This is a genomic window from Acinetobacter sp. ANC_7511 (genome assembly GCF_056779975.1).
The window spans coordinates 48,314-63,494 of sequence record NZ_JBWYIY010000006.1 but is presented as its reverse complement, the minus strand read 5'-3'; the positions used below and the strand labels follow the sequence as shown (position 1 = coordinate 63,494).

The window sequence follows — 15,181 nt, the reverse complement described above, 5'->3', positions numbered from 1 at the left end:
ATGGAATTTATTCGTGAGTATGCGGATTGGTTTTACCTAATCGGTGCCGTTCTTTTTATCTTAACTTTGCGTGGCTTGTCTGGTCCTAAGACAGCAATTGCAGGTAACCGTTACGGTATGATTGCAATGGCAATCGCCGTGTTAACAACTTTCTTTGTTGCTGATAATCCTGTGGTATGGATGATTGTCGGTGCAATGGTATTGGGTGCGATTGTTGGTATTGCTCGAGCTCGTACAGTGCCTATGACACAAATGCCAGAAACAGTTGCTCTCATGCACTCACTCGTGGGTCTTGCTGCAGTGTTGATTGCGATCGCTGCAATTATTCACAACAACAAGCTCGTCGAGCTTGGGCCAGACTTACTGGCTGCAAATGGTGTGAACTTCCATGAAATGAGTCGCGTACATTTATTCGAATTATTCGTAGGATGTTTCGTTGGTGCCATTACATTCACTGCATCGGTATTTGCTTATGGTAAATTGGCGGCAAAGAAATGGGCAAAAACGATTTCAGGTGCATGGGTTAAACCTGTTCAAGCTTTGATTTTTATTGCTATGCTAGCAGCAGGGATTCACTTCTTCTTGACGGGTAACATGACCTCGTTCTGGGCAATGACAGCACTTGCTTTAGCCTTTGGTTGGATATGGATTGCGCCTGTTGGTGGTGGTGATATGCCAGTTGTGGTGTCTTTGCTTAACTCATTCTCTGGATGGGCGGCAGCAGGGATTGGTTTTACGCTTGAAAACAACATGTTAATTGTTGCAGGTTCGCTTGTAGGTTCGTCAGGTGCAATTCTGTCTTATATTATGTGTAAAGCAATGAACCGTTCAATCATCAACGTATTGTTTGGTGGTGCAATGGGTGGTGCTGCAGCACCGACAGCAGCAGCTGGTGCAGCAGTTCAACGCAACTACCGTTCTGGTTCTGCTGACGATGCTGGTTTCTTAATGTCAAATGCAGACAGTGTTGTAATTGTACCGGGTTATGGTATGGCGCAAGGTCGTGCTCAAAATGCGGTGAAAGAGCTTGCAAATTTATTGAAAGAGCAAGGTGTAACTGTACGTTTTGCGATTCACCCAGTGGCAGGTCGTATGCCTGGTCACATGAACGTCCTTTTAGCTGAAGCAGATGTTCCGTACGAAGACATCTTAGAGATGGATGAGATTAACTCAGACTTCCCAGCAACAGATGTGGTGTTGGTCATCGGTGCGAATGACGTCGTTAACCCTGCAGCGAAAGATGATCCAAACTCGCCAATTTATGGTATGCCTATTCTTGAAGCACATAAAGCTCGTACCATTATGGTGATCAAGCGCTCTATGGCGACAGGTTATGCGGGTCTTGATAATGACTTGTTCTATAACGACAAAACAATGATGATCTTTGGTGATGCGAAGAAAGTTGTTGAAGATATGACGAAAGCCATTAATGGTACAGGTCACTAATTTATAGACTGTTTTAAAAAAACCACCTTCGGGTGGTTTTTTTATTTTTCATGTGTAGGTTTTCGCCACATTCCCCAAATTTCAGGTGCATCGTAGGGCAGATCCCGAAGGTGAAAGATCACTTCAAATCCATAATGACAATAGAGTCCAACATTGCTTGGTGTTGCAGTTTCTAAATAACATGGGATACCGTGTTGATCGCTCTTGGTGAGAATAGGTGTTAAGACTTTGCTGGCTAAGCCTTGTCCTTGGTGGTCAGGACTTACACCTATGAGTTGTAAATAATAATGCGCCTCACTGGGATGATGTTTCTGCACCAGATTAATGATGTGAATAAATTTCACCAGTTGTCTTAAACCGATAATCTTCGTTAATTGAGGGAGTAGTTTAACCTGCTGAATGAGGTTTAAATCCCACTGATTTGGCGGAATCCAAAGTGCAGCAACTGAGCGATCGGGATTGGTATAGACTTCATCATATGGTTGAGCGATATCTTTCAATTGAATACTAAAGAATTGCTCTAGTTTTTCATGTTTTTGTTGGAAACTCAGTTTTTCAGCTTGGATCGCCCAGTTGCAAAACTCTTCGTTCCAAAAGGATTGCATTAATGTTTCTACTAATGCATCGTGATCTGTTCTTGTGGCTTTTATCATGGTCATATTAAGGTAAACCAAATTAGTGAGTTCTTTTTTGTTGGCTTTATTGTTATAAATTTAAAATGCACAGTATAAAAAAGCGACCAAGAAGGTCGCTTTAATATGTTTATGCTACAGAATCTGTAGTTGAAGCATTACGCCATAAGTTTTCTAGATCATAAAACTTACGTGCTGTAGGTAACATCAGATGTACTACAACAGTGCCAAGATCAACAAGGATCCATTCTGCATCGCTTTCGCCTTCAATACCGATAGGGCGAAAACCTGCTTTACGTGCTTCATCAGCGACGTTGTTTGCAAGCGCTTTCACGTGACGTGTAGAAGTACCTGAAGCAATGACAATTGCATCTGCAACATTGCTCACTTCGCTAACATCAATCGTTGTGATTTCTTTTGCTTTAACGTCAAGCAATGCTTCTTGAACAACTTTTAAGCAAGCTTGAACGTCTTGTTTTGGAGAATTCAAAGAGAGTTCGTGAGAATTAGAAGCGCCGGGCGATGGTTCTAAATTCATGAGAAGTGTATTTTCCTGACTATAACTCATCTTTCACTATAGCGCTTTCTGCTTGAAAATTCAAACTTTGAACAAATTTTATACCACAATATGATGATATTAAAGAAGTTTATTTTTCCATTCGAAAGAATCTGTTGAATGAGATTGGGGGCGATATTCGGCTGCGACAAATCCTTCATACATGCTATTTGCAATGCATTCAAAAATAGCGGGATAGTCAATTATCCCTGTGAGTGGTTCATGGCGACCTGGTACATCTGCAAATTGGATATGCCCAATGTGTTGCATATTTTCTTTGAGTGACAGAATCAGGTCTTCTTGCATTCTAGCCATGTGATAGCAATCGAATTGCATTTTTAGAGCTGGATGATTGACGTCTTTCAGTAACTCTTTGGCTTGATGCATTGTTTGAATCATGAAGTTGGGCATATCAAAGCCATTAATCATCTCAAAAACGGGTTGAATCCCATGCGCTGTGAAGATCTCGCTGACAAATTTAAGATTTGAGACTAAGGTTTCATAGCAGACCTGATATTCAACATTATCTGGTTGCTTGCCAGCCAAAATATTCACTCGAGGTATATTGAGTGAGCATGCATATTCAATCGCTAAGTCAACAGCTTGTTTAAATTCATCAGTTTTACTTGGGATACTTGCTAATCCGCATCCGCCTTGCATTAAATCTCCGGCAGGAACGTTGATGAGACACAAGCTAAGTTGATTTTCATTAAGTTCATGCTGAATTTGCTCAATACTCAGCTCATATGGAAATTGAATTTCTACATGTTGGAACCCATATTCAGCAGCCAGCGCAAAGCGTTCAATGAGTGGAACTTCTGTAAAGATCATCGATAAATTAACAGCGAGCTTCATATTGAATGCGACCTATTTATTGTTTTGTTCAACTTGCAGAATGACTGAGGCAAGGTCTGATTCAGAAAAGCCATTGGATTGATGCGCTTTCAATTGTTCTAAGGCTTGTTGAGCGACAGGAATATTAAGGTCAAATTGTCGAGCCAAACTCAAGGCATTATTTAAATCTTTAGACAGCGTCTGAACTTTCCATTGCACAGGCTCAAACTCATGCGTTGCCATACGTGGTGTTAAAATTTGAAAAGGTTTAGAGTCGGCGAATCCACCTGCTAAGGCAGGTGCAAGCAGTTGAGTATCAACACCCGCCTGATCTGCTAAAGCAACAGCTTCTGCGATGAGTGTGCTATTTGCAGCAACGATGAGTTGATTACAAATTTTGGTGGCTTGTCCTGTTCCAGTTCCACCCATACAGGTTACACGTTGTGAAAGAACTTGATAGATTGGTTGTAAAGATTCGATGATGCTCGATGGTCCGCCAGCAAAAATAACTAAACTGCCATTTTCAGCACCAGCTGTTCCACCTGACACAGGAGAATCTATCCAATGCGCTGATTTAGCAGTTGCACGTTGTGCAAGATTTTTAGTTTTATCCACAGATAGACTCGAGAAGTCCACAATAATCTGCTCGGGTTGAATCAGTGATTCAATTTGAGAAAAAACAGCCTCTACCGCATTGTCATCGGCTAAACAAGTTAGGATCAGATCAAATTGTGCTATCTCAGAGAGTTGAAGGGGATGTGCCCCAAGCTGGATTAACGGCTCACATGCGTTGGGGCTTCGGTTCCAGACAGCAGTGTAAAACCCAGCCTGTATCAATCGAGTCGCCATTCTGCTACCCATTAAACCCATACCTAAGAATGCGATTTTAGTTTGACCGTTAATCATTATTGAAGCTAATCCCTGATCTAAGTTTGAAAACCAATTTATTTGAATTGACGTGGTAGAAATTCCAAATCTGGATTTTTATCTTTTTTACGCGCAATTTGACTGTTTTTGCCAAGGAGTAATTTGAGTTGCCAAATTTTCTCAAGACGAAGTGATTTTTTGGGTGCGTGTTCCATCGCATCTAAGACTTGTTTTACTGCAGCTAAGGCATCAGGTGAGCGCTGCAACATTTCGTCGGCAAGCTGTTGAGCTTTTTGCATCGGCGCGTTATCAACATGTGTGATCAATCCAATTTCTTTGGCATATTGACCATCAAATACACGTGCTGTTAATGATAATTCTTTGGCTAGGTCGACTCCAATAATACCTTTGATTGAGCGTGTTAACCCCATATCTGGAACTAAGCCCCAACGGGTTTCCATAATCGACATTTGGGTGTTGGGGTGAGCAATTCGAATATCAGCCGCTAAAGCCAATTGCATACCTGCACCGAAGCAATACCCTTCAATAGCTGCAATGACTGGAACAGGGAGTTCTTGCCAGATTAAAAAAGCTTTTTGAAATAGACTTTGACCAGGCTTAATGAGTTCCCATGCGGCATAAGCACGATTTTGTGGATTATTCAGGTCTGTTAAATCAATACCTGCACTAAATACGTTGGCTTCACCAGTGAGAATCACACAGCGGATAGTACGATCAGATTTAATTTTTTTTGCGACTTGCACCAACTCTTTCAAAAGTTGAAAGCTCATCGCGTTACGTTTGTCGGGACGATTCAGAAAAACCGTCGCAATTCCATTATTTTTTTCTACACGTATTACAGCCATTATTGTGACTCGAGTTTATTGTTCCTTGTTTTAAGCATAACATGTCCAAAATAGACTGTCGTGACAGTAGAGTCATCACGTATTGCCTAATACAGTGCGTTGATCGTCTATTAATGATTCAAAATAGACTCGGCTGCTTCTTTTACTTGTCCAATCGCATGTTTTAATTCATCCAGTCGTTTCATCACATTTTCAATAAATTGCTCATCTGCTTTTCTACGCTCTTTACGCAGCGTTGAAACGAACTGTTCAAATTCACCTGTGATGCTTTGTAAATTCGGAGTGCCGACGTAGCGTGTTGCCCCATACAAACGGTGTAATACATGTTCGAGCTGCGGATAATCTTCAAGTTCGATGAGTTGTTCTATTTCAGCAAGTTCATTCGGGAAGCTGTCCACCAGCATCTTCAATAAATCTTGTGCTAAGTCTTCTTTATTCGCTGCCAATTGAACGCACTGTTTCCAATCTAAAACCTGATGATCTAAGGTTTCGATACGTAAAGTTTTTTCTTGGGATTTAATTGGATGAATAAACTTATCACTGCTCCAATGGGTCAGAATTTGAATAATCTGATCCATTTGGATTGGTTTGGTGACATAGTCATCCATGCCAACTTTAAGCAACTTTTGTTTCTCATCTGCTAAAGCATGTGCTGTGAGTGCAATGATTGGTGTGTGACGTCCCTCGATGGTGGATTCTAACGATCTGATCGCACGAGTCGTATCGATGCCAGACATCACTGGCATTTGAATGTCCATAAATATCAGATCAAACGGCTTTTCATCATTTTGAATCTGTTGTTGTAAAATTTGTAGTGCCTCTTGTCCACTTTGCGCTTTAGTTGTTTGAACATTAATTTCGCCGAGCAAAGCTTCTAAAACGATTAAGTTTGGTAGATGATCGTCTACTGCAAGTACATGTAAATTAAGGGCTTTAAAGTTATCATGAGGTTCAACTTCAAATATTGGCTGATTTTCCAAGAGCTGAATTAATGATGAGCGGCTCAGAGGTTGATACAGTGGCCTCGCTTTGTATTCATTCAACATGTTGAGGTCGAGCGCCATCTGATAGCCATATACGGCTAAGTGACCTTGATAACGTCCGCGAATCTCTTTTAATAAAGCCTCTGGATCACCACTGTGATCTACAATCAACCACGTATTTTCAGGTTGATGTGTCAAACCGTTTAGACGGCTGAATAAATCTAGAATGGATTGAGCTTCTGTGTGTTCAACACCATAATTTTCTAAATAATGACGTAAAACATTCGCAGTTGCAGGGTGGGCTAAATAGGAGATGACACGCATGTCATGGAATTGCGGATGAATAATTTCATATTCATCAACCGCAAATTTCGCAGTAAACCAGAATGTTGAACCCTTTTCAGTTGGGGCGCGTTCTTGGTTATCTTCAAAGCCAATTTGGCCATGCATCAGATTAACCAATTGTTTTGAGATTGCTAACCCTAAACCTGTGCCACCAAATTGACGAGTAACGGAAGCATCGCCTTGAGAAAATGATTCAAATAACCGTTTACGATCTGTACCACTTAATCCAATACCACTATCTTGAACACTGAAATGCAATAGGCAATGTTCTAGATCGTCATGCTCCATGCGAACACGTACAATAATTTCACCATCAGGAGTGAATTTGATGGCATTTGAAATCAGGTTAGTCAAAATCTGTTTACAACGTAAAGCATCGCCAATCACATACTTTGGAATGTTATCGGCATAGTAGAAGGCCATGTCGATATTTTTTTGGGCGGCTAATGGCGACAACATGTCCATAACATCGAAGATCGCTTCTTCTAAATCAAATGATGCGGTTTCTAATTCAAGTTTACCGGCATCAATTTTTGAAAAGTCTAAGACATCATTGATCAGTGCTAAAAGATGTGCAGAGGATTTGCGAATCGTTTGCAAATACAGGCTTTGATCATTGCTGAGATTCTCTTGGCGCAATAACAAGTGAATAAAACCATCGATACTATTCAGCGGGGTACGCAATTCATGACTGATATTGGCAAGAAAAACAGATTTTGCCTGATTGGATGAGATGGCCTGATCGCGTGCTTGTTTATAAGTAATATTTTGCACTTCAAGTGTATCAAGCGTACGTCTTAAATCGTCTTCGGTCTGCTCGGTATGTTCCTTCAGCTCTAAAAAGCTGAAATGTAGACGCTTCACGACATTCGCAATATCACGTTGGAGTAACCTTAACTCGCCAGTACTATTGATGACCATGTGTTGGTCGAGTGTGTCTGCATTGAGTCGCTGTAATTGCATACGTATTTCGTACATAGGCGCAATCCAACGTCGTGAATAAAAGTTCAAGCACAGTAATAAGAGTAAAAGTGTCAACAAACCCGTCGTGATCAGTACAATGAAAACACGATATTGAGAAATGGCTAGAGGTTGATTATCTAGCTCGATAACAAGCCATTTTTTACTTTGATCAGGCGTATTTAATGCTAAGCCATAAATATGATTATGTTGATCTTTAATCGGACCAAATGTTTGTACATTGGTCGGGAAGCTAGGCCAAGGTTTTTCATTGCGATAGCCTAACCCAAAATATGGTTTTTGTTGTTGGTCTAGGACTGCGACACTGAGTAAATATTTTTCATTAAACATCTTTTGTAAGATGCTTTTAGCGCGGTCTTGTTGCGCTTGTGAGGGATTGTTTTCTAGCGCAATAAGTAGGTTTTCTGTCGTGTATTTATAACGACTTAAAATTGCATTTGCGGCAAAGCGTTGTTCTGATTTTGCAGAATTGGAGGTTTCTGTGAGCACCAGTGCAGAGCCGACGCTTGCCAGTACTGCAATGGGGACAAAAATAAGGGCAATCAATTGCCCATAAGCATGGTTTAGTTTTAAGCGATTGAAGATTTTTTTATTCAAATTCGACATGTGCAGAGTGACTCATTCCCCATGTTAGGAATATTAGCACGCTTTAAAAAAATGATGGTGCTTTAATCACCCTCATTAAAAAGCCTTTGAAATTGATGCAGTGAGATACTTTTTTTCATACAATACCTGCACCTCAATATAGGTGCAAATAATGAGTAATACACAAGTAGATTTTCAATCAGACGATTTTTTATTAGACCACTATGTGGGTAAAACCCCATTGGTTAGGTTACAGCGTCTGGCAAGTCATACTCAAGCGACTGTATTGGCAAAACTGGAAGGTAATAATCCAGCGGGCTCTGTCAAAGATCGCCCAGCATATAACATGATCATGCAAGCTGAAAAACGTGGTGACATTAAGCCAGGTGATACGCTGATCGAAGCGACTAGCGGTAACACAGGTATTGCATTAGCCATGGTTGCGGCAATGCGTGGCTATAAAATGAAATTGATTATGCCTGCAAGCTCTAGTCAAGAGCGCAAAGATGCAATGCGTGCGTATGGTGCTGAGCTTATTGAATCCGAGAATATGGAAGAAGCTCGTGATATCGCATTGCAAATGGAAAAAGATGGTCTAGGTTTAGTACTCAATCAATTTGGTAATCCAGACAATGTCCAAGCACACTATTTGACAACTGGTCCAGAAATTTGGCAACAAACTGGCGGTAAAATTACGCATTTTGTAAGTTCGATGGGAACAACGGGAACCATCATGGGGATTTCAAAATACCTCAAAGAACAAAATCCAAATATTCAAATTATTGGTCTACAGCCATCTGAAGGGTCGAATATTGCAGGTATTCGCCGTTGGCCTCAAGAATATTTACCGACGATTTTTGATGCTTCTCGTGTTGATCAAATTATGGATATTCCACAAGTTGAAGCTGAAAAAATGGCTCGACAATTGGCACGTAAGGAAGGAATTAGTGCTGGTACTTCTTCTGGTGGTGCAGTTTGGGCATCAATAAAAATCGCTGAACAACATCCTAGTGCTGTGATTGCATGTATCGTGTGTGATCGTGGTGATCGTTATCTCTCTACGGGGTTATTCTCTGTAGAAGATGAACAATAAATTCGAGTAAATCTATATGCGCTTACCTGTTTTAGTGTTTGATATTGAAACATTGACCGATCTTAAATCAGGAGCGCATCTATATGGCTTAGATTTACCAGAAGATAGTATTGAACAAGCGCTGAGTAAGTTAAGACGTCAAGAAGCGGGCACTGACTTTCAGCGACTTGCTTTACATGAAATTGTCTGTATTTCAGGACTATGGATTGATGAAAAGGCAGGAATGAAATTATTTTCATTCAGTCGTGAACATTATTCAGAACCTGAAATTTTACAAAAATTTCTATCAATTTTTGATAAACGTAATCCGACTTTAGTCAGTTGGAATGGCTCCCAATTTGATCTGCCTGTTATTATGTATAGAGCAATGTATCATGGGTTGTCTGCGCCAAGTCTGTTTGATCAAGGCGAAATTGATACGCAAAAGCGCTATAATAACTACCAGAATCGTTACCATCATCGTCATATTGATTTGATGGATTTTATGGCAATGTTTAATGCGCGTCACTTCCAAAAACTGGATGATGTCGCCTATATGCTCGGTTACCCGGGTAAGCGCGGAACACCAGGTTATTTTATCCCTGAATATGTTCGTAACAATAATTGGATAGAATTAACCAGTTATTGTGAAGGGGATGTTTTAAACACATGGTTAGTCTATCTGCGCTATGTATTGTTAAAAGGACAGATTTTGCCTGAAGATCATCGTCTGTGGATTCAAGCGACGATTCATTATCTTCAAGGTCAACCCCAGCAAACAGAATTTTTGCGTATTTGGCAAGAATCTGCTGAAAAAACTGACTTCACCGCTTCGGATTTTAAATCAACTCAACATTAGGTTATCTCTTTGAAACAACGTGCCGCACATCGCTCATCTCAACTTCCTCGTTATACATTTACAGTTGAGAGACTTTCACATGAAGGGCGAGGGATCGCACATTTTCAAGGACAGGAACATCCTCAAGACAAATTGGGTAAAAAGATTTTTATTCGTTTTGCACTGCCAGGAGAAACAGTAGAAGCTCAAATTACCCATCAGGCAAAAAAATTAGAAGAAGCTGATTGTGTGCAGTTGATTGGGGCGCCGAGTCCAATTCGTACACAGCCAGTTTGTCCACATTTTGGAAAATGTGGAGGCTGTAATATGCAGCACATAAAATTAGATGAACAAATTCGTTTAAAACAATCAGTTTTAGAGTCGCATCTCACCCACTTTGCAGGTGCTCTTCCAGAGTCGTGGCTAGAACCATTGCGTTCGACACGTGAAGATTATCGTCACAAGGCGCGTATTGGCGTTCGCTACATTGCTAAAAAAAATAAACTAGTCATGGGTTTTCGTGAGGTTCAATCTAATCAGCTTACAGAAATTAAAACCTGCAAAATTTTAGATGCAGAGCTAGATGCTGCGTTACCTCACCTCAAGGTACTCCTTGAAAATCTAAAAGCAAAAGCAGATATAGGTCATATCGAATTGGCGAAAGGAGATCAAGAGGTTGCACTTTTGATACGTCATACCAACAAATTACTGCAAAATGATGTCAACCAACTGCGTGAATTTGCGTTAGAAAGATCATGGCAGCTTTATTTGCAACCAGCTGGTGTAAGTAGTGTTCATCGTGCGGATGGTGACCTATCTGAGCGATTACATTACTCACTACCGGATTTTAACGTGACGTTTGGTTTTAAACCGACTGACTTTACTCAGGTTAACCCCACCATTAATCCACAAATGGTGAAGCTGGCATGTGAATTGCTTGACCTGAGCGGAAATGAGCGTGTTCTTGATTTATTCTGTGGTCTAGGGAATTTCTCATTGCCACTTGCACGTTCTGTAACACGGGGTGAGGTCGTCGCGGTGGAGGGAAGTGAGGAAATGGTGATGCGTGGGACAGAAAATGCACTGAAAAACGGCATCACAAACGTAAAATTTTATGCTCAGGATTTAACGCAAGATTTTTCGCAACATTCTTGGGCAAATCAAGGGTTCGATGCACTCTTAATAGACCCACCACGCGCTGGAGCTGAAGAAATTATGCACTATGTGCCAAATTTTGGTGCAAAAAAAATCGTCTATGTTTCCTGTAATCCTGCTACATTAGCACGTGATACAGGGATTTTAGTACAACATGGTTATCAGTTGAAGAAAGCTGGTGTGATGGATATGTTCAGTCATACAGGCCATGTTGAATCTATTGCTTTATTTGAAAAAAGCTAGTGCTAAGTGTTGATTTAATAAAATGAAGATTAGATTTAAAAAAGGAGAAGGGTATGGTCACAGTACGTGAGCAGTTACCTGGACGACTGACTGAGTTGTCTGAGGAAACGACTGTAGAACATGCCGCTGAAGCGCAACTTGGTTTAGCAACTTGGCTAGACCGTGCGCGGATTATTTTAGACGGTGCAGAACTTAAAAAATTAGAAGAAGTCGCTCTTAGTGTTTTAAAAAAAGAACTGACTTCTGATCACCATCATAAAACCAATACCTTCGCGACTGGCTTAGGTATGGCAGATATTTTGGCTCACCTACATGTTGATGAAGATACTTTGTCAGCAGCGATGCTTTATCGTAGTGTGCGTGAGGGCATGACGTCGCTTGAGGAGATTCGTAAAAGCTTTGGTGAAAGTGTCTACAATTTGGTGAAAGGCACTTTGGCAATGGGTAAGTTGTCAGAGCTGATCGAAAAAAATAAACGTTTAGAAGATCACTTCAATAATAATCAGCGTGAACATTTAACTGGGATTTACAAGATGTTGATCTCAGTAACAGAGGATGTTCGCGTTGTATTAATCAAGTTGGCTGAGCGTACGCTGGCTTTGCGTGAGTTGGCAAACTCTCCAAAAGAGCGTCAAGAGCGTGTCGCACGAGAAATTTTGACCATTTACTCGCCCTTGGCGCATCGTCTTGGTATCGCGCAGTTAAAATGGGAACTTGAAGATCTTGCGTTCCGTTATTTAGCACCAGAGCGCTATAAAGAAATTGCATCTTTACTCAATGAAAAACGCTTAGAGCGCGAACAATATATTCAATTCGTGGTCGATAAGCTGAAAAGTGAGTTATTGAAGCATGGCATTGAGGCTGAAATCTCAGGTCGTGTGAAACACATTTATTCGATTTATCGAAAAATGAAAAGTAAGAACTTAAGTTTCGATCAGCTATATGACATTCGAGCTGTTCGTGTACTGGTTCAGAATGTATCTGAGTGTTATCACGCTTTGGGGATCGTACATCAAATCTGGCGTCATATTCCCCATCAGTTTGATGATTACATCACTAACCCAAAAGCCAATGGCTACCGTTCTTTACATACTGCAGTGATTGCTGAAAATAAATCTTTAGAGATACAAATCAGAACCACTGAAATGCATGAAGAAGCTGAGTTAGGCGTTTGTTCTCATTTCAATTATAAAGAAGGTGCGAAAACTACAGATTATTCATTTAATCATCGTTTGCACTCTTTACGTTCCGTGCTTGAACATTATCAAGAACGAAATGAAGCAGGTGCGCATCCGAATGAAGACGAAACTGAAAATTTCAATCAGCTTCAAGATTTTGAAGATTTTGAAAAAATTTATGTTTTTAGTCGTGATGGTGACATTAAAGAATTACCGCGTAATTCAACCGTTTTAGATTTTGCATATCATGTGCATACTGAGGTTGGTAATAAGTGTTATGCAGCACGTGTGAACCAACGTTATGTGCCACTGACTTATACATTAAAAACAGGTGAACAAGTCGAGATTCTGACCAAGAAAGATCGTGAGCCAAATCGTGATTGGTTGGTGAACTCTTTAGGTTATATCAAGACAGCACGTGCAAGAGACAAGTTGCGCCATTGGTTCAGACAGCAAGACCGTAGTAAGAACTTAGAAGTCGGTCGAGAGATTCTCACCAAGGAATTATCACGTCTTGCAATTCACCCAAAAAGTATTGATTTGAGTGATTATTGTGCTCACTTTAACGTTAAAACAGGTGAGGACATTCTTGTATCCTTGGTGAGTGGAGATATCAGTCTTCATGCATTGATTAATCAAGTCAATCGTCATATGCACTTGGATCAAGATGAGCCTGAGTTAGTGCTGAAGCCAGCATTAAATCCACGGGCGAGTCATACATTATCAGCGCATGGGATTCTGATTGACGGTTTGGATAATGTTGAACTACATATTGCACAATGTTGTCAGCCTGTTCATGGTGAGTCGATTGCTGGATATATCACACTCAATCGTGGCGTGAGTATTCATAAGGTGGCTTGTCCGGATTATGTGCGTATGATCAGCCAAGAACCTGAACGCGCTGTTGAAGCAGATTGGGAAATGCAACCGACAAGAGGACAGAGTGTCCAAATTGTGGTTGAGGCTTATGATCGTCGAGGACTGCTGAAGGATCTAACCCAAGTGATTTTTTCAGATCAGATTAATATTCGCCAAGTGAATACCATTTCCGAAGCGGATGGTATTGCCAATATGAAGCTGTTGATTGAGGTCAAAGGTTTGGCTCAATTGTCTCGCTTGTTGGCTCGATTGGAACAGCAACCAGGCATCATTAGCGCAAGACGTTTGGTGCAAGGGAATTAAAAAAAAGCCTGCTTTAGCAGGCTTTTTTATGACTGATCACTCAAATAGCGTTAAATCAGATTTTGCATTTTTTAGAACCTTGATAGATTCCAATATTATCAATGTTTGCTTGTGATGCAGCTTTGATCTGTTGCTGTAATGGAATATTTGCAGCATCAGAAGTATCGCTTTCACCCGCTACAGAGTTTGCAACTTGCCCCATCTTTGTTGCTTTTTCTGAGTTGCCACCGAAAGTAGATAATGCATTACCTGCCATACCCGCCCATTTGCTCAATGATTTAGCTGGTGTTTGGGTTGCAGCAGCTGCAATATTTTTATCAGCATTTTCTAAGTTACGCTTAGCATTGGCTTTTTCAACAGCTAGTGTTGCACAATCCATTGCCTTGAGTTCAGCAGTTGAGTGCTGATGCGTTGGTAGTTCACCCGCAGCTTGAGCAAGAGTCGTTGTTAAAGCAGTAGCGATAGCTAAAGTTAAAATTTTTTTCATTATATATTCTCATTTGTAACGCATTGTTATAAATGCCCCTGTTGAGGCGAGAGAATATTACACAAATGTGACCAATTTGTCATTTCTTTTTACTTAATATTAAGTTTGTCACTCTGTTGATCAATTGAGGGCTAAATCTTGACAGGTGATACATCAATTCAGTTTTGATGCCAACCGTATGGTGAGTCACGGTTAAGTGATGGTTTTTTAAACAAGCGACACGGTAAATTTCCTGAGCAACGTCTTGGGCGCTGAGACTGACTCCTATATTTTGAATCGTACCCGCATCCATGCCTTTTACCATGGCAGTCTGAACAAATAATGGCATGATGTCTAATACGCGTATTCCATATTTTTGCCATTCAACATCAAGACCTTCTGTAATGCCGCGAACAGCAAATTTACTTGCTGAATAGGACACTAAATCAGCTTGACCATAGATAGCAGAAGCAGAGGACATATTGATGATACGTGCGTGGGAGGCCTGTTTTAAGAAAGGGAGCGCAGCGTGACAGCCATTGAGAACGCCGTTAACATTGATATTAAATGTTCGATGATGCGATGAGATATCTGTATTTTCGAATGCCCCTGAATATAAGATGCCAGCATTATTTAATAATATATTTATTTCACCAGCCCATTCGTTGAACTCAGTTAAAGCACTTTGCCATTGGTCGTATTGGGAAACATCTAGCAAACCCGCTTTAGCATTTGGCCCTAAAGATTGAGCCAATTGTTCAGCTTGTTCGAGATTGATGTCATAAATACCGACTTTATAACCTTGCTGATAGAATAGTTTTGCGGTAGCTGCGCCAATCCCTTGTGCTGCGCCACTGATAAAAATGCTAGATGTCATCGAAAATCCTTGTTGTTTTACATCATTTTATGTTCCTAGTTGAGCATAAGATTGTTCATTGAATCAACAATAACT

General features: G+C 40.6%; 13 protein-coding genes. 5 read left to right on the top strand and 8 right to left on the bottom strand.

Features of this window, described 5'->3' with window-relative positions; all coding sequences use genetic code 11:
* Positions 1 to 1,446: an NAD(P)(+) transhydrogenase (Re/Si-specific) subunit beta gene (locus AC1M9L_RS05350; RefSeq protein ID WP_481591544.1), complete on the top strand. Its 1,446-nt coding sequence runs from the start codon at positions 1 to 3 to the stop codon at positions 1,444 to 1,446.
* Positions 1,447 to 1,487: 41 nt separating this feature from the next.
* On the opposite strand, the gene AC1M9L_RS05345 is transcribed toward AC1M9L_RS05350, so the two are convergent.
* From AC1M9L_RS05345 to AC1M9L_RS05320, 6 genes are all read right to left on the bottom strand, one after another.
* Positions 1,488 to 2,105, bottom strand: coding sequence for a GNAT family N-acetyltransferase (locus AC1M9L_RS05345; RefSeq protein ID WP_481591543.1), 618 nt, complete (start codon positions 2,103 to 2,105; stop codon positions 1,488 to 1,490).
* A 103-nt stretch (positions 2,106 to 2,208) separates the two neighbouring features.
* Complete coding sequence (rsfS, locus tag AC1M9L_RS05340; protein ID WP_035265319.1) at positions 2,209 to 2,616, bottom strand: ribosome silencing factor; 408 nt, start codon at positions 2,614 to 2,616, stop codon at positions 2,209 to 2,211.
* A 99-nt stretch (positions 2,617 to 2,715) separates the two neighbouring features.
* The gene (locus AC1M9L_RS05335) at positions 2,716 to 3,489 is read right to left on the bottom strand and encodes a hydroxypyruvate isomerase family protein (protein ID WP_481591542.1); all 774 of its coding nucleotides are present in this window, start codon (positions 3,487 to 3,489) and stop codon (positions 2,716 to 2,718) included.
* 12 nt (positions 3,490 to 3,501) lie between these two features.
* A complete protein-coding gene (locus AC1M9L_RS05330) occupies positions 3,502 to 4,377 on the bottom strand; it encodes an NAD(P)-dependent oxidoreductase (RefSeq protein ID WP_481591585.1) in 876 nt (291 codons plus the stop codon).
* A 35-nt stretch (positions 4,378 to 4,412) separates the two neighbouring features.
* On the bottom strand, positions 4,413 to 5,201 hold the full coding sequence (locus tag AC1M9L_RS05325) for a crotonase/enoyl-CoA hydratase family protein (RefSeq protein WP_092768311.1): 789 nt from the start codon (positions 5,199 to 5,201) through the stop codon (positions 4,413 to 4,415).
* Positions 5,202 to 5,311: 110 nt separating this feature from the next.
* Complete coding sequence (locus tag AC1M9L_RS05320) at positions 5,312 to 8,116, bottom strand: GacS-like sensor histidine kinase (protein ID WP_481591541.1); 2,805 nt, start codon at positions 8,114 to 8,116, stop codon at positions 5,312 to 5,314.
* 151 nt (positions 8,117 to 8,267) lie between these two features.
* Here AC1M9L_RS05320 and cysM point away from each other — a divergent pair, with 151 nt between their 5' ends.
* Genes cysM through AC1M9L_RS05300 form a run of 4 tightly spaced genes read left to right on the top strand, consistent with a single transcriptional unit; the run spans position 8,268 to position 13,763 of the window.
* On the top strand, positions 8,268 to 9,188 hold the full coding sequence (gene cysM, locus AC1M9L_RS05315) for a cysteine synthase CysM (protein WP_481591540.1): 921 nt from the start codon (positions 8,268 to 8,270) through the stop codon (positions 9,186 to 9,188).
* A 16-nt stretch (positions 9,189 to 9,204) separates the two neighbouring features.
* Positions 9,205 to 10,026, top strand: coding sequence for a 3'-5' exonuclease (locus AC1M9L_RS05310; RefSeq protein WP_481591539.1), 822 nt, complete (start codon positions 9,205 to 9,207; stop codon positions 10,024 to 10,026).
* 9 nt (positions 10,027 to 10,035) lie between these two features.
* On the top strand, positions 10,036 to 11,403 hold the full coding sequence (gene rlmD, locus AC1M9L_RS05305; protein WP_481591538.1) for a 23S rRNA (uracil(1939)-C(5))-methyltransferase RlmD: 1,368 nt from the start codon (positions 10,036 to 10,038) through the stop codon (positions 11,401 to 11,403).
* A gap of 53 nt (positions 11,404 to 11,456) precedes the next feature.
* Positions 11,457 to 13,763 carry a RelA/SpoT family protein gene (locus tag AC1M9L_RS05300; protein ID WP_035265331.1) on the top strand — a complete coding sequence of 769 codons (2,307 nt, stop codon included), beginning with the start codon at positions 11,457 to 11,459 and terminating at the stop codon, positions 13,761 to 13,763.
* Positions 13,764 to 13,818: 55 nt separating this feature from the next.
* Here the strand turns inward: AC1M9L_RS05300 and AC1M9L_RS05295 are convergent, their stop codons facing one another.
* On the bottom strand, positions 13,819 to 14,250 hold the full coding sequence (locus AC1M9L_RS05295; RefSeq protein WP_481588708.1) for a hypothetical protein: 432 nt from the start codon (positions 14,248 to 14,250) through the stop codon (positions 13,819 to 13,821).
* A 79-nt stretch (positions 14,251 to 14,329) separates the two neighbouring features.
* Entirely contained in the window at positions 14,330 to 15,106 is a 777-nt protein-coding gene (locus AC1M9L_RS05290) for an SDR family oxidoreductase (protein WP_481591537.1), read from the bottom strand.
* Positions 15,107 to 15,181 lie beyond the last annotated feature (75 nt).